This window comes from Pseudomonas sp. NFACC10-1 (genome assembly GCF_900119195.1).
Classification (GTDB): domain Bacteria; phylum Pseudomonadota; class Gammaproteobacteria; order Pseudomonadales; family Pseudomonadaceae; genus Aquipseudomonas; species Aquipseudomonas cerasi.
The window spans coordinates 31,126-51,910 of the sequence record NZ_FPJB01000010.1 but is presented as its reverse complement, the minus strand read 5'-3'; the positions used below and the strand labels follow the sequence as shown (position 1 = coordinate 51,910).

Annotated in this window: 20 protein-coding genes; 5 read left to right on the top strand and 15 right to left on the bottom strand. The window is 59.2% G+C overall.

Annotated features, from left to right (window positions below):
• The first annotated feature begins 95 nt into the window (after positions 1-95).
• Genes BT119_RS23880 through BT119_RS23870 form a run of 3 tightly spaced genes read left to right on the top strand, consistent with a single transcriptional unit; the run spans position 96 to position 3,257 of the window.
• Positions 96-335 carry a PP0621 family protein gene (locus BT119_RS23880; RefSeq protein ID WP_032609810.1) on the top strand — a complete coding sequence of 80 codons (240 nt, stop codon included), beginning with the start codon at positions 96-98 and terminating at the stop codon, positions 333-335.
• On the top strand, positions 325-1,917 hold the full coding sequence (locus tag BT119_RS23875; protein ID WP_003435661.1) for a sensor histidine kinase: 1,593 nt from the start codon (positions 325-327) through the stop codon (positions 1,915-1,917). The genes BT119_RS23880 and BT119_RS23875 overlap by 11 nt, the downstream gene beginning before the upstream one ends.
• A gap of 2 nt (positions 1,918-1,919) precedes the next feature.
• A complete protein-coding gene (locus BT119_RS23870; RefSeq protein WP_003371131.1) occupies positions 1,920-3,257 on the top strand; it encodes a sigma-54-dependent transcriptional regulator in 1,338 nt (445 codons plus the stop codon).
• Positions 3,258-3,386: 129 nt separating this feature from the next.
• Here BT119_RS23870 and thiO read toward each other — a convergent pair whose 3' ends face one another.
• The 7 genes from thiO to BT119_RS23835 are packed head-to-tail and all read right to left on the bottom strand — an operon-like array spanning position 3,387 to position 10,308.
• Entirely contained in the window at positions 3,387-4,490 is a 1,104-nt protein-coding gene (gene thiO, locus BT119_RS23865) for a glycine oxidase ThiO (RefSeq protein WP_072367033.1), read from the bottom strand.
• A 25-nt stretch (positions 4,491-4,515) separates the two neighbouring features.
• Positions 4,516-4,917: a type IV pilin protein gene (locus tag BT119_RS23860; RefSeq protein ID WP_065348986.1), complete on the bottom strand. Its 402-nt coding sequence runs from the start codon at positions 4,915-4,917 to the stop codon at positions 4,516-4,518.
• 11 nt (positions 4,918-4,928) lie between these two features.
• Positions 4,929-8,126 carry a pilus assembly protein gene (locus tag BT119_RS23855; protein ID WP_003435656.1) on the bottom strand — a complete coding sequence of 1,066 codons (3,198 nt, stop codon included), beginning with the start codon at positions 8,124-8,126 and terminating at the stop codon, positions 4,929-4,931.
• Positions 8,113-8,604: a pilus assembly PilX family protein gene (locus BT119_RS23850; protein WP_003371123.1), complete on the bottom strand. Its 492-nt coding sequence runs from the start codon at positions 8,602-8,604 to the stop codon at positions 8,113-8,115. The genes BT119_RS23855 and BT119_RS23850 overlap by 14 nt, the downstream gene beginning before the upstream one ends.
• 11 nt (positions 8,605-8,615) lie before the next feature.
• Positions 8,616-9,323, bottom strand: coding sequence for a PilW family protein (locus BT119_RS23845; protein WP_072367032.1), 708 nt, complete (start codon positions 9,321-9,323; stop codon positions 8,616-8,618).
• Positions 9,320-9,835 carry a type IV pilus modification protein PilV gene (gene pilV, locus BT119_RS23840; RefSeq protein WP_002551985.1) on the bottom strand — a complete coding sequence of 172 codons (516 nt, stop codon included), beginning with the start codon at positions 9,833-9,835 and terminating at the stop codon, positions 9,320-9,322. The genes BT119_RS23845 and pilV overlap by 4 nt, the downstream gene beginning before the upstream one ends.
• The gene (locus BT119_RS23835; RefSeq protein ID WP_002551984.1) at positions 9,835-10,308 is read right to left on the bottom strand and encodes a GspH/FimT family pseudopilin; all 474 of its coding nucleotides are present in this window, start codon (positions 10,306-10,308) and stop codon (positions 9,835-9,837) included. Before BT119_RS23835 ends, pilV begins: the two co-directional genes overlap by 1 nt.
• A gap of 131 nt (positions 10,309-10,439) precedes the next feature.
• Between BT119_RS23835 and BT119_RS23830 the strand changes: the two genes are divergently transcribed.
• Positions 10,440-10,940, top strand: a complete 501-nt coding sequence (locus BT119_RS23830; protein WP_003371117.1) for a GspH/FimT family pseudopilin — start codon at positions 10,440-10,442, stop codon at positions 10,938-10,940.
• A 6-nt stretch (positions 10,941-10,946) separates the two neighbouring features.
• Here BT119_RS23830 and ispH read toward each other — a convergent pair whose 3' ends face one another.
• The 6 genes from ispH to murJ all read right to left on the bottom strand — a co-directional run bounded on the left by ispH (position 10,947) and on the right by murJ (position 18,370).
• Positions 10,947-11,894, bottom strand: a complete 948-nt coding sequence (ispH, locus tag BT119_RS23825) for a 4-hydroxy-3-methylbut-2-enyl diphosphate reductase (RefSeq protein WP_003318785.1) — start codon at positions 11,892-11,894, stop codon at positions 10,947-10,949.
• Between the two features lie 58 nt (positions 11,895-11,952).
• Positions 11,953-12,429 carry an FKBP-type peptidyl-prolyl cis-trans isomerase gene (locus BT119_RS23820; RefSeq protein ID WP_044310113.1) on the bottom strand — a complete coding sequence of 159 codons (477 nt, stop codon included), beginning with the start codon at positions 12,427-12,429 and terminating at the stop codon, positions 11,953-11,955.
• Positions 12,422-12,928 carry a signal peptidase II gene (lspA, locus tag BT119_RS23815; RefSeq protein WP_003371110.1) on the bottom strand — a complete coding sequence of 169 codons (507 nt, stop codon included), beginning with the start codon at positions 12,926-12,928 and terminating at the stop codon, positions 12,422-12,424. Before lspA ends, BT119_RS23820 begins: the two co-directional genes overlap by 8 nt.
• Complete coding sequence (gene ileS / locus BT119_RS23810) at positions 12,921-15,752, bottom strand: isoleucine--tRNA ligase (protein WP_003435638.1); 2,832 nt, start codon at positions 15,750-15,752, stop codon at positions 12,921-12,923. Before ileS ends, lspA begins: the two co-directional genes overlap by 8 nt.
• A gap of 20 nt (positions 15,753-15,772) precedes the next feature.
• On the bottom strand, positions 15,773-16,699 hold the full coding sequence (gene ribF / locus BT119_RS23805; RefSeq protein ID WP_003371105.1) for a bifunctional riboflavin kinase/FAD synthetase: 927 nt from the start codon (positions 16,697-16,699) through the stop codon (positions 15,773-15,775).
• Positions 16,700-16,831: 132 nt separating this feature from the next.
• Positions 16,832-18,370 carry a murein biosynthesis integral membrane protein MurJ gene (murJ, locus tag BT119_RS23800; protein ID WP_003371103.1) on the bottom strand — a complete coding sequence of 513 codons (1,539 nt, stop codon included), beginning with the start codon at positions 18,368-18,370 and terminating at the stop codon, positions 16,832-16,834.
• Between the two features lie 250 nt (positions 18,371-18,620).
• Here murJ and rpsT point away from each other — a divergent pair, with 250 nt between their 5' ends.
• Positions 18,621-18,899 (top strand): 30S ribosomal protein S20, encoded by a 279-nt coding sequence (rpsT, locus tag BT119_RS23795; protein ID WP_003344603.1) that lies wholly within the window; start codon positions 18,621-18,623, stop codon positions 18,897-18,899.
• Between the two features lie 202 nt (positions 18,900-19,101).
• Here rpsT and BT119_RS23790 read toward each other — a convergent pair whose 3' ends face one another.
• On the bottom strand, positions 19,102-19,572 hold the full coding sequence (locus tag BT119_RS23790; RefSeq protein WP_003435634.1) for a CreA family protein: 471 nt from the start codon (positions 19,570-19,572) through the stop codon (positions 19,102-19,104).
• A gap of 27 nt (positions 19,573-19,599) precedes the next feature.
• Complete coding sequence (gene proB / locus BT119_RS23785; protein WP_003318792.1) at positions 19,600-20,718, bottom strand: glutamate 5-kinase; 1,119 nt, start codon at positions 20,716-20,718, stop codon at positions 19,600-19,602.
• Between the last annotated feature and the right edge of the window lie 67 nt (positions 20,719-20,785).

Sequence of the window (20,785 nt, the reverse complement as noted above, 5' to 3'; positions counted from 1 at the left end):
CTTCGGGCCTCTTTTTTTGTGCATCAATTTTGCCCCTGTGCGCCCGCTCGCGGCTTGGCTACACTGCGCCATCGTCAATCACTAAGCTGGTAGTCATGGTTCGCTTACTTATGTGGGTCGCGTTGATCGCGGCGTTGGTCTGGTTCGTCAAGCGTCTGATCAATCCCCCCAAGCCGAAATCCCGCGCCGAGCCGCCTGAACTGGCCTCGACACCCATGGTGCGATGCGCGCAGTGTGGCGTTCATCTGCCGCAGGATCGTGCGCTGAGCCAGGCACAGCAATGGTATTGCAGCGAGGCACACCGCCTGCAGGGCCCCGCGGCACGTGACCGCTGACTCACCGTCCCTTGTCAGCCCGCAGGCGCAGCGGATTCTGCGGCTGTACCACCTCTATCGACTGACCATCGGCGTTGTACTGGTCCTGTTGATTTCCAGCAGCCTGGAAACCGAGCTGCTGCAACTGGCCAACCCGAACCTGTTCCGCTCGGGCTGCTGGTTGTATCTGGTGTTCAACATTCTGGTCGTCGTGCTGCTGGAACGCCCCAGCCGTCAGGCACAGTTTTTCGGCCTGGCGATGACCGACGCGATCATGCTCTCCGCGCTGTTCTATGCAGCCGGCGGGCCCTCCAGCGGTATCGGCAACCTGTTGATTGCCTCAGTAGCGATCAGCAATGTGTTGCTGCGCGGCCGTATCGGCTTGTTGATCGCTGCGGTTTCGGCCATCGGCATCATCTACCTGACGTTCTACATCAGCTTCGGCACACCTTCGGTTTCCAACGACTACGTGCAGGCTGGCTCGCTGGGCGCCTTGTGCTTCGCCGCCGCCCTGCTGGTGCAGGCGCTGACAGCGCGCATGCAGGTCAGCGAGGTACTGGCCGAGCAGCGCGCGGCGGATGTCGACAGCCTGGAGGCACTCAACGCACTCATTCTGCAACGCATGCGTACCGGCATTCTGGTGCTGGATGCCAACCATCAGGTGCTGCTGGCCAATCAGGGGGCCTTACACCTGCTGGGCCAGGAACAACTGGTCGGCCAGCTCATCGACACCTGCTCGCCACAACTGGTCGAACGCCTGCGCCAGTGGCTCGTCAATCCGATCATGGTGCCGCGCAGCATCACCACCGCCCCCGTGGGGCTGGTACTGCAACCGAGCTTCGCCACACTCAACCGTGGAGATCAGCGTCAGACGCTGGTTTTTCTCGAAGACCTGTCGCAGATTGCCCATCAGGCGCAGCAGCTCAAGCTTGCCGCACTGGGACGCCTGACCGCCGGGATTGCCCACGAAATACGCAACCCGCTGGGTGCCGTCAGTCATGCGGCGCAGTTGCTTAATGAATCGGAAGAGCTCAGTGCAGCGGATCGACGCCTGGGGCAGATCATTCATGAGCAGTCGGGACGCATTGATCGGGTCATCGAAAATGTCCTGCAATTGTCGCGCAGACGCGAAGCGCAACCCGAACTGCTCGACCTGAAAACCTGGCTGGAACACTTTGTTGCTGAATTTCGCAGTTCCGCTGCGCCCAATCAGTCGATTCATGTCGACATAAGCCCCGGCACGCTGACAACCCGCATGGATTCTGGACAACTGACGCAAATCATGACCAACCTGTTGCAGAACGGCCTGCGCTACAGCGGCAAAAATCATCCATCAGCACAGGTCTGGCTGAAACTGCACAATGACCCCAGAAGCGAGCTGCCTACGCTGGAAGTGCTGGACGACGGGCCGGGGGTCAGCGAGCAACACCTGAGCAAGATCTTCGAACCGTTTTTCACCACAGAGAGCAAAGGCACCGGCCTTGGTCTATATCTGTCACGTGAACTGTGCGAAAGCAATCAGGCGCACCTGGAATATGCGCCCCGCCCCACAGGTGGCAGTTGCCTGCGCATTACCTTCGCCCACCCGTTCAAGACGAGCTGAGCATGAGCCAACGGCAAAAAATCCTGATAGTCGATGATGAGCCGGATATTCGCGAACTCCTGGAGATCACGCTGGGGCGCATGAAACTCGACACCCGCAGTGCCCGTAACGTCGCCGAAGCGCACGACTGGCTGGCCCGCGAACCGTTCGACATGTGCCTGACCGACATGCGTTTGCCTGACGGTAATGGCCTTGAGCTGGTGCAACACATACAGCACGGCTACCCCCACGTGCCGGTGGCGATGATCACTGCCCACGGCAATCTGGACACGGCGATCAACGCGCTGAAGGCCGGGGCTTTCGACTTTGTGACCAAGCCGGTCGACCTCGGCAGGTTGCGCGAGCTGGTCAATAGCGCGCTGAGCCTGCCCGGCGCACCACCCACGCGAAGCATCGACAACCGCCTGCTGGGCGACTCGCTGGCAATGCGTACCTTGCGCAATCAGATCGGCAAACTGGCCCGCAGCCAGGCGCCGATCTACATCAGCGGCGAGTCGGGCAGCGGCAAGGAGCTTGTAGCGCGTCTGATCCACGAGCAGGGTCCGCGCATCGACAAACCTTTCATACCGGTGAACTGCGGCGCCATTCCTTCCGAGCTGATGGAGAGCGAATTCTTCGGTCATCGCAAAGGCAGCTTCAGCGGTGCCCACGAAGACAAGCCCGGTCTGTTTCAGGCGGCGCACACCGGCACGCTGTTTCTCGATGAGGTCGCCGACCTGCCGCTGGCCATGCAGGTCAAACTGCTGCGCGCCATTCAGGAAAAATCCATCCGCAGCGTCGGCGGCCAGCAAGAGCAGATTGTCGACGTACGTATTCTGTGTGCCACCCACAAGAACCTGAATGCAGAGGTCGCGGCCGGTCGGTTTCGTCAGGATCTTTATTACCGATTGAACGTGATCGAAGTGCGCGTGCCCCCATTGCGCGAGCGCCGTGAGGATATCGACCAACTGGCAGCCAGCGTGCTCAAGCGCCTTGCCGGGAACGGCGCACAACCCGTCGCACGCCTGAACGCGCAGGCGCTGGAAACGCTGAAGAGCTACCGCTTCCCCGGTAACGTGCGCGAACTGGAAAACATGCTGGAGCGCGCCTACACGCTGTGCGAGAACGATGAAATCCACGCCAGCGACCTGCGCCTGACAGAGTCCGCCAGCCCTCAGGAGAGCGACGGCCCGAGCCTGGCCGACATCGACAACCTTGAAGACTACCTGGAAAGCATCGAACGCCAGCTCATCCTGCAGGCACTGGAAGAAACACGCTGGAATCGCACTGCGGCGGCAGAAAGGCTCAGTTTGTCGTTCAGGTCACTGCGCTATCGCCTGAAGAAGCTGGGCCTGGATTGAATGCGTTGCGCGGCGAAAAACGTGTGACGCAGAGCGTCACGAAAGGCGTTCCCACGCGGGAGCGTGCGGAACGATAGGTGCGCGAGAGAACACCATCGTGCCCCACGCTCCGAATGACCGAGAGGATGGCTAGCCTGCCAGGCGCCCCGCAGGCGCGTAGGGTGCGGGGTCGATGATGGGCTCGCGGTCCAGCAGCAGGTCAGTGATCAACTGGCAGGACGCCGGAGCCAGCACCAGACCGTTGCGGTAATGCCCGCAGTTGAGCCACAGGCCGTCAAAACCTTCCAGCGGGCCAATGAACGGGATGCCCTCAGGCGAACCAGGGCGCAGGCCTGCCCATTGGGCGACGGGCTCGGCGTGGGCCAATGGCGGAAGCAATTCGACGGCCGACGCCTTCAAACTTTCCAATGCGGCCTGCGTAGTGGTTTTGTCGAACCCTTCATGCTCCAGGGTGCTGCCGATCAGGATATGCCCGTCGCGACGCGGGATCGCGTAGCGCCCTTTCGCCAGCACCATGCTCGACAGAAAGTCCGATGCACACTTGTAGAGAATCATCTGGCCTTTTACCGGCTCGACCGGCAGTTCCAGACTCAGGGTGTTGAGCAACTCGCCGCTCCACGCACCCGCCGCCAGAATCACCCGATCACCGGTGATATCCCCTGCAGACGTCTGCACACCCGAAATCCTGCTGCCTTCACGGGTAAAGCCGCTGACTTCACAGTGCTCGCGAATCTCGACATTGGGCAATGCCAGCAAGGCGGCCTTGAGCGATTTGACCAGACGGGGATTACGTACGTTGGCCACATCGGCCATGTAGATCGCCCGCGAATAGCCCTCACCCAGCACCGGCACGGCATCATTCACCGCCGAGATATCCACGCGGTTCAACGAACGTTTTTCGCGGGCAGCCCATTCAAGCGCAGACTGCTCGTCATCAAGATCGAGCCAGTACAGGCCAGTCCTGTGCACTTCAGGGTCAATACCGGTCTGTGCGAGCAAACGCTCGGCGAGGTGAGGGTAGAAGTCCTGCGACCAATGCGCCAGCGCGGTGACCGCAGTGCTGTAGCGCCACGGGTAAAGCGGCGAGACAATCCCGCCGCCTGCCCAGGAAGACTCCTGGCCAACGCCCGAACGATCCAGCAGCACGACGCTGACCTGCTCAGAGGCGAGATTGAAGGCGGTCAGCAGACCTATAACGCCACCGCCTACGATGACTACTTTCTGCTTGGACATCTTGGTCTCGTGACAAGGAAACGGTTTAGCGGCCCCAACAATCTTTGGCAGTGACGCCGCTGGTTGCGCCCGTGTTGGTACGCGCCCCGGTGTTAGTGATCACGAAACTGCCACACTTGTCGCCAGCCATCAGCGTGCCTGGGAGAGGGTCAGCTGTCAGGGTGAAGTCGGTGGCAGTTAGGGTCGGCGTTATCTTGTAGTACGTATTGCCACCAGATACTCCTTTGTAATCCGAGTAATTTCCCTTCTGCGAATAAAACCGCTCCAGCGCCTGGCTTTGCTCGGACAGCAGGCTGGCAATCGCCGACCGCTGGGTGCGCTTCACGTATTCGGTGTAACTGGGGTACGCGATGGCCGCCAGAATACCGACAATCGCCACGACGATCATGAGTTCGATCAACGTAAAGCCCCTGGATGTCACTCGCATGTCTAGTTTCCCTATTGGATTTGTCGCCACATGATGCGCTGGAAGACGTTAGCGCTACCGCCCTTCTCAGTAATCTTGGTGGGCGGGCCGCCGCTGGAGTCAATCACGTACTTGTTATCGTTGGCCCCATTGGTACCGGCAACGATAGAAGCCACTACCGGGATACCGGTACCGATACCGAGACCGCCAATGATCAAATCCGAAGAGTTGATATCGCCGTCATTGTTGGTATCCAGTACCTGGTAATTAAGCATGCTGCCAGTCGCGGCGTTCAGCTCGAACAAGCGCCCGGTCCCGGTGCTTTCGCAAGGGTCGGTAGAGTTGACGGCTGCCGTGGTGAAGATGATACGACCGCGAGAGGTTTGTGCCGGATAGATAATCCGCTCGCCGACATACGGGGCCGTGGTTGCCAACGGTAGGTACCAGCCTTTCTTGGTGCCCCAATCCACATCATTGGAAGTCGTGGTGTAATACGTATTGCCACTTCCGACTACCGTCCCGTTAATGGCCTGGGGCTGCAGATTGGCCTCAACGATGTTGCCTGAACCGTTGTCGCCATCCCAGATGGCATAGAAATCCTGCAACGAGCTGGTCTGCTTGTCCGCAGTTTCGCTGAATTTCCCGGTACCGAAATACACGATCTTGCCGTTGAGTGGATGGTCCAGCAACAAGGGCTGAACGGTAATCGACTGACTGGCTCCCTGAGGTGCAGTGAACAGGGGTGAGCCATTGAAAGCGACTTTCCAGCTGGATGCTGCGGCCCCGCTCATGTCGAACTTCCACAGGCGGCCCTTGAGATCGCCCGCATAGGCTGCTTGAACGACATTCTGCGAATTGACCCGAAGTTTCACCGAAGACAACCCGTTATCCGTTTCGCTGCCAGTGACCGGAGTCGGAATTTCGGCAATGAACTGTCCGGTGTTGGCGTTGAGTACATACAGAGACGCCCTCCCGGTAAAACTGCCGTAACCGTTGCCCACAACAACGATCCCGGTGCCATCGGCCATACGTGCTACATCCGGCTTGGAGTAGGTGTATCCAAGGTTGTTGAACTTGTTGTTGGTGTCTGAAGTGTCGGGAGCCTTGACCTCCCACAATGCCCCGATGCTGTCTGCCGAACCTTCGAAAAGCTTGATCGCAAAAAAAGCCTTGCCGCCAGCGCCCAGCCCGGAATACGCCACCGTGCGCCATACACTCCCTGCGGATGCCTGCGTATCGAAGACTGCAATCTGACCATCCACCGTGAAACGGTGAACGCCGGAACCGTAGGAAGAGGATGAAATGGTCGCCAATGAACTCAGAGACGTGGACGGCATATACGCGTATTTACGCGCACCGGAGCTGGCGTCGATCACATTGAAGAAGCCATCGTTGGCGTTGGCCAGCAGACTGGAACTCATGTTGCTGGACTTGGCAGAAAGGTACGTCGTGTAAGTGGTATCGCCGAGCAAATCAGACGCCGTCTTCTCTGTCGGCAGCCCGGCACCCAATGATGAATTGACGATATCGCCCAAGAGCGTGGCACGAGTACGAAGCTTGGCATTGGCCGTGCCTTTGGCCCAGGCAATAACCTCCGCGCCGGTCACTCCGCTCGGCAGCGTAGCGGTAAAGGCATCGCGTTGCGCCTGCGTGAAATTCAGAAAATCCAGGGTGATTTTCGTCGGTGTCGCCGCTGTGCTCCATGACTCGAACACAGGCGCCTTGGTGCTGCTGGTGATCGTGGTATCGGTGGTCCAGACAGGGGCGCTCAGCGCTCCTGTCGTAGCGTCCAGATTGTAAGCCTTGATCGTGCCATGCCAGTCCGTCGGGTCATAAAGGGTCTGGTAGAAGCGGCTGCCCGCCTGAAGGGTAGACGAGTTTGCCACGCCACCGCCGCCCGAACCGGCCTTGGCATAGATATCGCTCAATGCGAGGTTCAAGGCGTTGTTCAAACCGGCGCTGTCATTGGTCTGGAAATACTTGCCGTGCCCATGGTTATTGTCAGCAGCGTCTATCAGCATCTGGTTGGCGGCTGTGAAACCAATGGTGTAGGTAGTCATGTTCTGTTGAGAGAAGCCGTCTGTGTCCCAACTTTTCTTGGTCAGGTCAGTGGCAGGTGTACTGCTCGCTCTTCGCATGTCGATGTCATACGCGAACTTGGCGAGGTCGTCCAGATAAAGCGTATCGCCCTCACCATCACCATTAAGATTGGCCCCGTCATTGGCCGCATTCAAGTCCCAATTGGGCAGTGAGCGTGAGGTATTGAGTACATCCTCCGGATCGTTGGTCGGGAACGTCCGATCGTATGTCGGCAAGCCGTCAGTGATCACCACGCCAAAGTTTTTCTGGCACCGGTACTGTATAGGGCTGGTGTAGGTCGTCGGTGCCCCGCTATAACCGTAATACGGGGTCATGCCCCGAAAGTAGCGGGTTATCTCATAATACGTTTCGGCCAACGGCGTATTGGAGTCGCCTCGCAGTGCATTGATGGCCGCATTGAGGGCAGTGACATTATCGTTTGCATCAGCCTGGCTGACACCGCCGTTGTTGTAAGGGTTACTGGCGACAGGGGACAGGTCTGCAACAGGTCTGGAAATCTTCCCTCCACGCCCGGGATCAGCGTTGGTCGGCGGGTTGAACCCGGCCAGACCGATTCTCAGGGATTTGTTGTTGGCAACGAGGTTCAATGAAACGTTGCGCGCGACATTGATACGGTAATCGTTGGGAATGATGTTATTGACGGTGAAGTCTTTGGTAGTTGTGTTGGCGGCCCGCGTCAGGTCAACCAGATAAGAGAGGTAATCTGCAGTGTAGCGAGTGGTGCTCTCGTTGCCGGCCGGATCGGGCAACTTCAGGCAGTAACCCACGTTGTCACGCGCAACGTAGGTGTAATCGCTTCTGCACGTGTAAGGCCCGGCAGAGTCCAGCGAGAGCGTGTCGTCGCCCTGAATGGAGACGCCTCTGCAGTTAAAAAGACCGCATGACCCAGGCTGCGCATAGATAATCGAGGGACGATTGGTCACCGTCGGATCAAAGCCGGCGGCCCAGATGATGTTGTACATACTCCCGGAGTTATCCACCAGCAGCATCAGGTTAGGCGGCACGGCCGACGCACTGAGCAACGGTACTTGTGCTGGCGTAAACGCATACACGGGCGTAAGGGCATAAAAAGCCAAAAGCGCACCGCCGAGATACTTCAGGCTGCGACGGAGTTTCTCAGCAATTGGCATAAATACTCTCCAGCACCGTGCGCGACGTGCCTTGAATAGCGACTGATGTCACGCGATAGAGCGTTACTGTCCCGGTACAGATCGGTGGCCGATTCACAGGTGTCGCCGTGGTCCCCAGATTCTGTACACCGTAAAAGCCACCACCTGCTGCCAGCCAGCTCACCCCGGACGCCCCCACTCCCGCGGCGGTCAGCGTGGTTGATTCAGCGGGTGGGGCGCAGTTTGTACACTTGGCCAGCGTGTATCCGGCCACCTTGATCGAAGACTCTCCCAGCCTTAATGCCGCTTCGGCCTTCTGGAAGGATTGATTGCGCAGGGTGACGCTTCCCGCCATCTTTTCCTGCAGCGTGGCGTTCTGCATGGAAGAGATACCCAGCAGAGTGAGCAGCAGCAGAAACACCAGACTGACCAGCAACACCATACCGCCCTGCCGTGCAGGGAAAGCCTGTATCGATTTGAATCGCACGATCCTGTTCATGCCCGGCCCGTTCAAAAGCGATTACGCAAGTAAGCGACAACGTTGTACTGCTGAGGCTTGACGATGCCGTTCTGCCCATCCTGCAGCGTCAGGCTGATACGCACACTGCGCACAGCGTCGGCGTTGGCCTTGGTAACAGCCGTGGTATAGGACATCGGGTTACCCGTCATGCCGAAAGAAACACTGAAGTCCGCGACGTTCTGCAACAGCGGCTGCGGAGTGCCATCCGTGCCATATTTTATGGTCAAGTCTGTTCCGCTGAGCGTGTAGACCAACTGCCGCAACGGAAAGGCCGTCTGCCCCGTATCTGGCGCACGAGTACTGGCGTAAAGCTGCGTCTTGGACTGACAGTCTGAAACGATGGTCCAGGTGGGCGTACTGCCTGTGGTCCCCACGTCGGCAGTCACCAGCGTCAGCGTCCTGCTCGGATTATCCCAGAGAATTGGAGTATCCAGTGCGATCGGCCACGGGATAGCAGGAGATACAGGCGTGTAGTTTTTGAAGCTCAGGCAGCCATACATGCCGGTCATCCTGATTTCCTGAATCAGTTTGCTCAGCAGGAAACGCGCATCCTCCTGCATCCGCGCTGCGGCATTCTGGCTCTGGTAGGTGCCTCTGGCAGCCGTGAATATCTGCACGATACCCAGGCTGACCACCAGCCCCAGGACCAGCGCCACCATGATTTCGACCAGACCGAAGCCTCTGGAAAGCTTTCTCATGGGTTGACCCCGATCCGCGAGGTCAGCGTAAAACTCCGGTTGCTCGGGCTGCCGGTCGTGTTCCCGGTTGCCTGATTGCTCGATCCCGCAGCCCTTGTGTCGCTCCAGCCGATGTTAATGGTCACTTCAGGAGCTCCGGTGATATCAATGCTGCCGGTACCGCTCGAGCCTGCAAAGTTGATGATGTTGCCTCTGAAATCAGAGAGATCCTGCGCTCTGGCATCGTTCGGATTGGCCGCTGGCGCCGCATCCAGATTCGCCAAGGCATAAGTCGCCAGTACATTGGTCGACCCATTGGCACTGGCATTACCATCAACATTGGCACGGATGCGGTCCATCATGTCGTAAGCAATGAAGCTCGCCTGACTGCTCATGGTCGCGCTGTCGGTGTACTTGAGCGCGTTGAGCTGAATGGCCGCGGCGCCCAGCAGGCCGATGGCCAGAATCAATACCGAGACCAGTACCTCGATCAAGGTCATACCGGTCTGGCGATATCGGGTTTCACCAGCCATTAGCAGCCTCCACCCAAGGTGATACGACCGGTCAGACAGACCTTTATGGTTTTGCTAATGGTGCCTCGGGTGTAAGTCATGGTCACCGCCGCAGCCGGGGCAATGAGCGCGCCCAGGTTGTTGAAATCAATTGCTGTGGCATTGTTATCGGCCACCAGCGTGGCGCCGCTGCTCATGGCCGCTATTTTTCGCAGCGCAGTGGGCGTCGTCTGAGTATCGGAAACCAGATACACCTGCAATTCGTTGGTCCACGCCGTCCCGCTGGTCGGCGCTATACGCACCGCCACTCCCCTGTTTATCGCCTCGAGTCGCGCATAGTTGAGCGCCCGCTGCAAATCGCTGAGTTCGGTATCGGCCTTGTTGCTCTGGATGGAGCTGGTGAAATTCGGGATAGCGATAGCCGCCAGGATGCCCACCAGGGACACAGTGACTAACAATTCGATGAGGCTGAATCCCTTGGCTATATGACGCATTGAGTGTCTCCTAGACGTTACGACTATAAGGCAGCAACGCCGCTGGAAAATCCATAGCGGGACGTACGGTTGTTTTGCGACGACGAACGCCCGCAGTGTATTGAAACGGCGGTTTCCAGGGAGGAAAGCATATGAAGCATGCAGGATTCACACTGATCGAATTATTGATCGTCGTTGCACTGGTGGCCATCCTGGCCAACGTCGCAACCCCCTCTTTCAAGGAACTCATCGATTCCAGCCGAGGCCTTGCGACCGCCCGGGAGCTGGCCAGCGGCATTCGTTCGGCGAGAGCGGCCGCAATCACACGCAACCAGATCGTTACGCTTCATGCCATCGAGAACGACTGGAGCAACGGCTGGCGGATCATACTCGACGCAGATGGCAAAGGTCCCGACGAAAACGATCCGGTGCTGATCGAACGCGCCAATGGCGGCACAACGCGAGTGGTCGATAACCGCAAGCGTGTAGAGGAAATCAGTTTCAACGGTTTGGGGACGTTACGGCGCAGAACCGCCAGGACGTTGCACATTTGCTCTGCAGACCAGCCGGTGAGCAACTATCGAGTGATAGTCGCACCGGCCGGCCGCGTGAGAGTCGAGGACACGAAAATCGATGCAGCGCTGTGTGGCTGAATAGCCTCAGAGCAGCGACTTGACGCGCAATTCCTTGGGCATGGAGAAGGTGATGTTCTCCTCGCGGCCGGCAAGCTCATCCGCACCGGTCGCGCCCCAGGCCTGCAATTGCTGGATCACGCCGCGCACCAGCACTTCGGGGGCCGAAGCGCCCGCAGTGATACCAATACGCTCTACACCGTCGAACCAGCCCTGTTGCATGTCTTCGGCGCCGTCGATGAGGTAGGCCGGAGTCGCCATGCGCTCGGCCAGCTCGCGCAGGCGATTGGAGTTGGAGCTGTTCGGGCTGCCCACCACCAACACCACATCGCACTCATCGGCCAGTTGCTTGACCGCGTCCTGACGGTTTTGCGTGGCGTAGCAGATGTCGTCCTTGCGCGGCCCGCCAATGGCCGGAAAACGCTTGCGCAAGGCATCGATCACCCGGCTGGTGTCATCCATGGACAAGGTAGTCTGGGTCACGAAGGCCAGGGCTTCAGGGTTGCGCACCTGCAGGCTGGCAACATCCTCTTCGTCCTCGACCAGATAGATCGCACCACCATTGGCAGCATCGTACTGACCCATGGTGCCTTCGACTTCCGGGTGACCGGCGTGGCCGATCAGGATGCACTCGCGGCCGTCGCGGCTGTAACGGGCGACCTCGATATGTACCTTGGTCACCAGCGGGCAGGTAGCATCGAACACTTTCAGACCACGGCCTGCAGCTTCGGTACGCACAGCCTGGGAGACACCGTGGGCGCTGAAGATAACGATGACGTCGTCCGGCACCTGATCCAGCTCTTCGACGAAGATCGCACCGCGAGAGCGCAGGTCTTCGACGACAAATTTGTTGTGAACAACTTCATGGCGCACATAAATCGGCGGACCAAACACTTCCAGAGCGCGATTGACGATTTCGATCGCGCGGTCCACTCCGGCACAAAAGCCGCGGGGGTTGGCGAGTTTGATTTGCATGCGGTGCCTCATGGTTGGTACGGGGTAGCCCGGCCTGGGCCGGGCTCGACGGCGAAGGTCAGGAAGCCAGAATCGCCTTCACTTCGAAGATTTCCACTTCAAAGCTCAGAGTCTTGCCTGCCAGCGGGTGATTGAAGTCAATGGTGACCTGATCATCATCGAATGCTTTCACCACGCCGGGCAACTCGGTATTGGCGGCGTCATTGAAGATCACCAGCAACCCTTCGGACAGTTCCATGCCTACGAACTGCGAGCGTGGCATGATCTGCACGTTTTGTGGGTTGGGCTGACCAAAGGCGTTTTCCGGCAGAATCTCGACGGTCTTTCGGTCACCCGCCTTGAAGCCGAAAATCGCCATTTCGAAGCCTGGCAGCAGGTTGCCGTCACCGACCTTGAAGGTGGCCGGGGCCTTTTCGAAGGTGCTGTCGACGGTATCGCCGTTTTCCAGACGCAGGGCGAAGTGCAGAGTGACCTGCGTATTCTGACCGATGCGCAGCTCGTCGGACGAGCCTTGAGTCGAAGATTGCTCAGTCATTGACGGTCTCTCCGGTTTTCTTGCTCTTGAACATGTCCAGCGCCAGCATGATTGCCCCGACGGTGATCGCACTGTCCGCGACGTTGAACGCCGGGAAGTACCAGCGGTTCTGCCAGTGAACCAGAATGAAGTCGATCACGTGGCCCAGCACGATACGGTCGTAGAGGTTGCCCAGTGCGCCGCCCAGTACCAGCGCCAGTGCAACGGCCAGCCACGTGTCGTCACGCCCCAGACGCTTGAGCCAGACGACCAGCACAGCGCTGACCACCACTGCGATCAGGGCGAACAACCAGCGCTGCCAGCCGGCACCATCAGCCAGAAAACTGAAGGCGGCACCGGTGTTGTAGGCCAGGGTCCAGCTGAACAGATCCGGAATCACGATGATCTGCTGGTACAGGGTCAACGCGTTCTCGAAGTAATACTTGCTGGCCTGGTCAATGACCAGAACCAGCACGCTCAACCACAGCCAGGCCAGACGGCCAAACGAGGCGTTAGGCATAGTGACGAACCTCGCCTGCACCGCTGATGTTGTCTACGCAACGACCGCAGATTTCCGGATGCTCGGGGTTTACCCCTACATCCTCGCGGTGGTGCCAGCAACGGGCGCATTTGGCATGACTGGACTTGAGCACTTTCAGTTTCAGGCCGGCAACTTCGGTGACCACGGCATCGGCTGGCGCAGACGCGAGCGGCGCCACACTGGCTGTCGAGGTGATCAGCACGAAGCGCAGCTCGTTGCTCAGTTTCGACAGGTCAGCCACCAGCGACTCCTCGGCATACAGGGTCACTTCAGCCTGCAGGTTGCCGCCAATCGCCTTGGCAGCGCGCAGGTTTTCCATTTCCTTGTTGACCGAGGTCTTCACCGCCATGATCCGCTCCCAGTAGGCGCGGTCCATGTCAAAGTCGGCAGGCATTTCGGTCAGGCCTTCGTACCAGGTGTTGAGCATCACCGATTCATTGCGCTCGCCGGGCAGGAACTGCCACAGCTCGTCGGCGGTGAACGCCAGGATCGGCGCGATCCAGCGCACCAGCGCTTCGGAGATGTGGAACAGTGCCGTCTGGCATGAACGACGCGCGGTGCTGTTGGCCGCCGTGGTGTACTGACGATCCTTGATGATGTCGAGGTAGAAACCTCCCAGCTCCTGCACGCAGAAGTTGTGGATCTTCGAGTACACGTTCCAGAAGCGGTATTCGCCGTAATGCTCTTGCAGCTCGCGTTGCAGCAGCAGGGTGCGATCCACGGCCCAACGGTCCAGCGCGAGCATTTCCTCGGCGGGCAGGATATCGGTCGCCGGGTTGAAGCCCGTCAGGTTGGAGAGCAGGAAGCGTGCAGTGTTGCGGATACGACGATAGGCGTCGGCGCTGCGCTGCAGGATCTGATCGGAAACCGCCATCTCGCCGGAATAATCGGTCGCCGATACCCACAAACGCATGATGTCGGCACCCAGCGAGTCGTTGACCTTCTGCGGCGCTACCACGTTGTTCAGCGATTTGGACATCTTGCGGCCGTTCTCGTCGACCACGAACCCGTGGGTCAGCAGCTCGCGATACGGTGCGTGATCGTCCAGCATGCAGCCGGTCAGCAGTGAGGAGTGGAACCAGCCGCGATGCTGGTCCGAGCCTTCCAGGTACAGGTCGGCACGCGGACCGCTTTCATGGCCCATCGGGTGCGAACCGCGCAGCACATGCCAGTGCGTGGTGCCCGAGTCGAACCAGACGTCCAGGGTGTCGGAGATCTTGTCGTACTTGCCGGCTTCGTCACCGAGCAACTCGCTGGCGTCGAGCTTGAACCAGGCCTCGATGCCTTCTTTCTCGACACGCTGCGCCACTTCTTCCATCAGCTCGACGGTACGTGGGTGCAGGTCGCCGCTTTCCTTGTGCAGGAAGAACGGAATCGGCACGCCCCAATTGCGCTGACGCGAGATGCACCAGTCAGGACGGTTGGCGATCATCGAGTGCAGGCGCGCCTGCCCCCATGCCGGAACGAATTCAGTGTCTTCGATGGCCTTGACCGCACGCTTGCGCAGGGTCTCGCCGCTTTCAGGCTGCTTGTCCATGCCCACGAACCACTGCGCCGTGGCGCGGTAGATCAAGGGCGACTTGTGGCGCCAGCAGTGCATGTAGCTGTGGCTGATGGTTTCGGTGTCCATCAGGCTGCCGACTTCGACCAGCTTGTCGATGATATTCTGGTTGGCCTTGAAGATGAATTGGCCACCGAAGAACTCCAGCGACTCGACATACACACCGTTGCTCTGCACCGGGCTGATGATGTCGTCGTTGCTCAGGCCATATTGTTTGCAGATAGTGAAGTCGTCTACGCCATAGGCAGGCGAGCAGTGAACGATCCCCGTGCCCGCACCCAGTTCAACGTAGTCAGCCAGATAGACTGGCGACAGGCGGTCGTAGAACGGATGGCGGAAATTGATCAGTTCCAGCGCCTGACCGGTGGTGGTCGCAATGACCGTGCCTTCCAGCTTGTAACGGGCCAGACAGCTCTCGACCAGTTCGGCGGCCAGTACCAGCAGTTTGTCGCCGACATCGACCAGCGCGTACTCGAACTCCGGATGGACGTTCAGCGCCTGGTTGGCCGGGATCGTCCACGGTGTGGTGGTCCAGATCACGATGGACGCAGGCTTGCCCAGCGACGGCACGCCGAATGCGGCTGCCAGTTTCGCTTCGTCGGCGATTGGGAACGCCACGTCGATGGTCGAGGACTTCTTGTCCTGATACTCGACTTCGGCTTCAGCCAGTGCCGAGCCGCAATCGAAACACCAGTTGACCGGCTTGAGGCCCTTGAAGACGAAACCGCCCTTGACCATCTCGGCCAGCGCGCGGATTTCTCCGGCTTCGTTGGCGAAGTTCATGGTCAGGTACGGATTGCTCCAGTCGCCCAGCACGCCCAGACGGATGAATTCGGACTTCTGGCCTTCGATCTGCTCGGACGCATAGGCGCGGCACAGCTCACGCGTACGGTCTGCGGAGAGGTTCTTGCCGTGGGTCACTTCGACCTTGTGCTCGATCGGCAGACCATGGCAGTCCCAGCCCGGCACATACGGGGCATCGAAGCCCGCCAGGGTCTTGGAACGCAGGATCATGTCCTTGAGAATCTTGTTGACCGCATGACCGATGTGAATATTGCCGTTGGCGTACGGAGGACCGTCGTGCAGAACGAACTTGGGACGATCCTTGCCAATCTCGCGCAGCTTCTGGTACAGGCCAATGCTGTCCCAGCGCTGCAGAGTTTGCGGCTCGCGCTGGGGCAGGCCGGCCTTCATAGGGAAGGCGGTGTCCGGAAGGTTTAGCGTGGCTTTATAGTCAGTCATTTCAGGCTCTTGTTTAGCGGTTAGCCATGCCAATGGGCACGGGCGGCGGCGACGTCCGCATTGATCGCCGTCTTGAGCGCCTCCAGTGAGGCGAAACGCTGCTCATCACGCAGCTTGTGGTGGAAAGCCACCGTCAAACGCCGGTCATAAAGATCGCCGGCAAAATCCAGAAGATGCACTTCAAGGTGGGCACTGCCATCACCCGTTACCGTCGGGCGTACGCCGATGTTGGCGACCCCCGGCCAGGCTTTGCCATCGATCTCGGTGCTGACCAGATAGACTCCGCTCAGCGGTACACGACGACGCTTGAGTTGTACGTTGGCGGTGGGCGTACCCAGCTGACGTGCCAGCTTCTGGCCGTGCAATACCCGCCCGGCGATCTGAAACGGACGACCGAGCATGCGCTCGGCCAGGGCAAAGTCCGACGCAGCCAAAGCCTTGCGCACCTTGGTACTGCTGACCCGGATGCCATCTATTTCAACGGTCTGCGCCGCTTCTACAGTAAAACCATACGTCGTGCCGGCCTGTTGCAGGAAGTCGAAGTCACCGACCCGGTCGAAGCCAAAACGAAAATCGTCGCCCACTTCAAGGTGTTGAACACCCAGACCGTCGATCAGCACGGTTTCGACGAAACTGGCCGCGCTGAGCTTGCACAGACGCTGATTGAAGGACAGGCAAAGTACCCGGTCAACGCCTTCGGCACTGAGCAGCTCGAGCTTGTCACGCAGACGGGCCAGACGGGCCGGCGCCGTTTCGGGCGCAAAGAACTCACGCGGCTGCGGCTCGAAGATCACTACACAACTGGGCACACCCAGTTCGACGGCACGCTCGCGCAGACGCGCCAGGATAGCCTGGTGGCCGCGATGAACGCCGTCGAAATTGCCAATCGTGGCGACGCAGCCCCGATGTTCGGGGCGCAGGTTGTGAAGGCCTCTAACCAGCTGCATAACGCACTTCTTGCTCATAAAGTGGCCGATTATAACCACACACGGCCGTGGACGACAGGCAACACACCAAGACCGGATGAAGGTTCTCGGCGTGTGGCGACAAAAACCGAAGGTCAACCGCTGCGACGCGCCCTACATAATGGCTTTGCGGGCGAAATCCCTGAGGCGGAAGCCTAATAAAAGAAGCATGGCGAAATAGGTCACGACGCCGGCTGCAACCAGCGCACCCAGACGCAGAAAACGCTCCAGCATATGACCTTCGTCCCATGCAGGCATGACATGCATGAGCCCCAACAGCACCGCCGACATCATCGCGACGGCAATTACCAGCTTGAACAGGAACTTCGTCCAGCCAGGCTGCGGCTGAAACAGATCCTGCTTGCGCAACTGCCAGAACAGCAACCCGGCATTGATGCACGCCCCCACACTGATCGCCAGCGCCAGACCGGCATGCTGCAAGGGCACGATGAAGGCCAGGTTGAGCAATTGAGTCACTATGAGGGTGAAGATCGCGATTTTCACCGGGGTGCGGATATTTTGTTGAGCATAAAAACCGGGGGCCAGCACCTTGATCAGGATGATCCCCAGCAACCCGACCGAGTAGGCGACCAGCGCACGCTGAGTCATGGCCGCGTCGAGCGAGTCGAATTTACCATACTGAAACAGCGAAACGGTCAACGGTTCGGCAAGCAGCCCCAGCGCCAGCGTGCAAGGCAGAACCAGCACGAAACACAGTCGCAGGCCCCAGTCGAGAATCCGCGAGTATTCCTGGCGATCCCGCTGCGCGTAGGTTTTGGACAGTATCGGCAGCAGAATCGTCCCCAGCGCCACACCCAGCACGCCGGAAGGCAGCTCCATCAGGCGGTCGGCGTAGTACATCCATGACACCGAGCCGGCGACGAGGAACGAGGCAAAGATCGTGTTGATGATCAGAGAAATCTGACTGACAGAAACGCCAAGGATGGCAGGCAGCATCTGTTTCATTACCCGCCATACTCCGGTGTCGCGCAGATTCAGACGCGGCAGCACCAGCATGCCGATCTTTTTCAGGTGCGGCAGTTGGTAAAGCAGTTGCAACAGGCCACCGACCAGAACCGCCCAGCCCAGCGCCATGACCGGCGGATCGAAATACGGCGTCAGGAACAGCGCGAAGAAAATCATGCTGACGTTGAGCAGCGTGGGCACGAACGCCGGCACCGAGAAGCGGTTCCAGGTATTGAGGATCGCGCCGGCCATCGAGGACAGGGAGATCAGCAATATATAAGGAAAGGTCACGCGCAGCAGGTCCGAGGTGAGCGCGAATTTCTCCGGGGTGTCGACAAAGCCGGGCGCGGTGGCCCAGATCACCCAGGGCGCAAAAATCACCCCGAGCAGCGTCACCAGGGCCAGCGCCAGGGTCAGCAGTCCGGTGACATAAGAAATGAAGGTACGCGTCGCCTCCTCCCCCTGCTGGCTCTTGTATTCGGCCAGGATCGGCACGAATGCCTGGGAAAAGGCACCCTCGGCGAAAATACGGCGCAGCAGATTGGGCAGTTTGAAGGCGATGAAGAACGCATCCGTGGCCATTCCGGCCCCGAAAGTGCGCGCGATAATGGTGTCGCGAACAAAGCCCAGAACCCTGGAAACCATGGTGATAGAGCTGACGGCGGCGAGTGACTTGAGTAGATTCATTGAAAGAGTTGTGCGCCTCGGCAAAGGATGGGCGATAAAGCCAGCCATTTATGCAATACTTCGCGCCGCAAAAATGCCCGAAGCAAAGGCCGCGAGTTTACAGGTCACAGGCCGGAAATAAATCCTCCAGTCAAATGTAGCAACCACTCAGCGGAACACCTTAACTGCCCTTGACAAGACTTCAACTCATCGGCATGATTCGCGGCCTATTTTGTTTGCTATTTCACAAAGTCTTTCGAGGAGCTCGACGGTGGCCAACACACCTTCCGCCAAAAAACGTGCAAAACAGGCTGAGAAGCGTCGCAGCCACAACGCCAGCCTGCGTTCCATGGTTCGTACCTACATCAAGAATGTAGTTAAAGCCATCGACGCAAAAGACGCAGAAAAAGCGCAAGCCGCTTATGTTCTGGCTGTTCCTGTTATCGACCGTATGGCCGATAAAGGCATCATCCACAAGAACAAGGCTGCTCGCCATAAAGGTCGTCTGAACGGTCACATCAAGGCTCTGAGCCTTGCTGCTGCAGCCTAAGCGACCCGCTTGTTAAAAAAACCGACCTCAGGGTCGGTTTTTTATTGCCTGCTGGAAAGTAGCCGGCGCAACGGAAACTTGTGATGCGGAGCGTCACGACAGGCATTCCCACACTGGAGCGGGAGGAACGATATTCAACTATCGTGCGACGCTCCGCATCGGCATGCCGTTCTGGACGCCCTACGTCCACCCCTGAGCCACATCAAGGCGCGGGCGCGGTTGTCCATGGCAGGATAGGAATGGCGGTCACGGCATTCTGCGGGCTGCCTTCGATGACCCGGTCGCTATAGACCAGGTACACCAGCGCATTGCGCTTCTTGTCGAAGAAACGCACCACCTGCATGGTCTTGAAGACCAGCGAGGTACGCTCCTTGAACACCTCGTCGCCGTCCTTGAGGGTTTCCTTGAAACGGATCGGCCCGACCTGACGACAGGCGATAGACGCCTCGGCACGGTCCTCGGCCAATCCCAGACCGCCCCTCACGCCACCCGTCTTGGCGCGCGACAGGTAGCACGTCACCCCGTCCACCTTGGGATCATCAAACGCCTCGACCACAATTCGATCGTTGGGCCCGACCATCTTGAACACGGTCGACACCTGACCGATCTCTTCGGCCGAAACCAGCACCGGCATCAGCAACGCGGCCGCTAATAAACCTTTAATGAAACGCATCAAATAGTCCTTTTTTGCAGCCTTGAGTCAGACGAGGATCAGGTTATCCCGATGAATCAGCTCGGGCTCGGCCATGTAGCCCAGCTCGCGCACGATGGATTCGGAAGAGTGACCAATGATTTTCTGGGCTTCGATGGCACTGTAATTACTCAGCCCGCGAGCGATCTCGCGACCGTCCGGGGCGACGCATACCACCATCTCGCCACGCCGGAAGCTGCCCTGGACCAGTTTGACGCCCACCGGCAGCAGGCTTTTCTGATCCTTGGCCAGCGCCGCAACCGCGCCATCATCCAGCACCAGCGTACCGCGGGTCTGCAGATGCCCTGCCAGCCACTGCTTGCGCGCTGCGAGCATGCCACGCTCAGGGGACAGCAGCGTACCCAACCGCTCGCCACCCTTGAGTCGCGCCAGAACGCGCTCGATGCGCCCACCGACGATGACAGTATGCGCACCGGAACGCGCCGCCAGACGCGCTGCACGCAGCTTGGTCTGCATGCCGCCGCGACCCAGCGCACCGCCCGTACCACCCGCCACTGCATCCAGCGCCGGATCATCGGCACGCGCTTCGTAGATCAGCTGCGCCTCCGGATTGTTGCGCGGATCGGCGTCGAACATGCCATCACGGTCGGTCAGGATGACCAACAGATCAGCCTCGACCAGATTGGCAACCAGCGCAGCCAGCGTGTCGTTATCGCCAAAACGGATTTCGTCGGTAACCACCGTGTCGTTTTCGTTGATGACCGGCACAACCCCAAGCTCGACCAGCGTGCGCAGGGTGCTGCGGGCATTCAGGTAGCGCTTGCGGTCCGACAGGTCATCGTGGGTCAGAAGGATCTGCGCGGTATGCCGGCCATGCTCGGCAAAGCTCGACTCCCACGCTTGCACCAAGCCCATCTGACCGATGGCCGCAGCAGCCTGAAGCTCATGCATGGCACTGGGTCGGGCCGTCCAGCCAAGACGGCTCATGCCGGCAGCCACCGCCCCGGAAGACACCAGTACCAGCTCGACACCCGCCTCGTGCAGCGCCACCATCTGCTCCACCCAAACACCCATGGCGTTGCGATCCAGGCCCTTGCCATCAGCCGTCAGCAAGGCACTGCCAATCTTCACAACCCAGCGCTGGGCGCCCGTCACTTTGCTGCGCATCTTCTTCCAACCCTAGCCAGAGATTTTCAAATTCGGGATACAAAAACGCCGCTAACAATCGTAGCGG

Bases quoted from the DNA above. Each gene is read 5' to 3' on its own strand.
- BT119_RS23880 (WP_032609810.1), top strand. From the start codon at position 96: ATGGTTCGCTTACTTATGTGGGTCGCGTTGATCGCGGCGTTGGTCTGG.
- BT119_RS23870 (WP_003371131.1), top strand. From the start codon at position 1,920: ATGAGCCAACGGCAAAAAATCCTGATAGTCGATGATGAGCCGGATATT.
- thiO (WP_072367033.1), bottom strand. From the start codon at position 4,490: ATGTCCAAGCAGAAAGTAGTCATCGTAGGCGGTGGCGTTATAGGTCTG.
- BT119_RS23860 (WP_065348986.1), bottom strand. From the start codon at position 4,917: ATGCGAGTGACATCCAGGGGCTTTACGTTGATCGAACTCATGATCGTC.
- BT119_RS23855 (WP_003435656.1), bottom strand. From the start codon at position 8,126: ATGCCAATTGCTGAGAAACTCCGTCGCAGCCTGAAGTATCTCGGCGGT.
- BT119_RS23850 (WP_003371123.1), bottom strand. From the start codon at position 8,604: ATGAACAGGATCGTGCGATTCAAATCGATACAGGCTTTCCCTGCACGG.
- BT119_RS23845 (WP_072367032.1), bottom strand. From the start codon at position 9,323: ATGAGAAAGCTTTCCAGAGGCTTCGGTCTGGTCGAAATCATGGTGGCG.
- pilV (WP_002551985.1), bottom strand. From the start codon at position 9,835: ATGGCTGGTGAAACCCGATATCGCCAGACCGGTATGACCTTGATCGAG.
- BT119_RS23835 (WP_002551984.1), bottom strand. From the start codon at position 10,308: ATGCGTCATATAGCCAAGGGATTCAGCCTCATCGAATTGTTAGTCACT.
- BT119_RS23830 (WP_003371117.1), top strand. From the start codon at position 10,440: ATGAAGCATGCAGGATTCACACTGATCGAATTATTGATCGTCGTTGCA.
- ispH (WP_003318785.1), bottom strand. From the start codon at position 11,894: ATGCAAATCAAACTCGCCAACCCCCGCGGCTTTTGTGCCGGAGTGGAC.
- BT119_RS23820 (WP_044310113.1), bottom strand. From the start codon at position 12,429: ATGACTGAGCAATCTTCGACTCAAGGCTCGTCCGACGAGCTGCGCATC.
- lspA (WP_003371110.1), bottom strand. From the start codon at position 12,928: ATGCCTAACGCCTCGTTTGGCCGTCTGGCCTGGCTGTGGTTGAGCGTG.
- ileS (WP_003435638.1), bottom strand. From the start codon at position 15,752: ATGACTGACTATAAAGCCACGCTAAACCTTCCGGACACCGCCTTCCCT.
- ribF (WP_003371105.1), bottom strand. From the start codon at position 16,699: ATGCAGCTGGTTAGAGGCCTTCACAACCTGCGCCCCGAACATCGGGGC.
- murJ (WP_003371103.1), bottom strand. From the start codon at position 18,370: ATGAATCTACTCAAGTCACTCGCCGCCGTCAGCTCTATCACCATGGTT.
- BT119_RS23790 (WP_003435634.1), bottom strand. From the start codon at position 19,572: ATGCGTTTCATTAAAGGTTTATTAGCGGCCGCGTTGCTGATGCCGGTG.
- proB (WP_003318792.1), bottom strand. From the start codon at position 20,718: ATGCGCAGCAAAGTGACGGGCGCCCAGCGCTGGGTTGTGAAGATTGGC.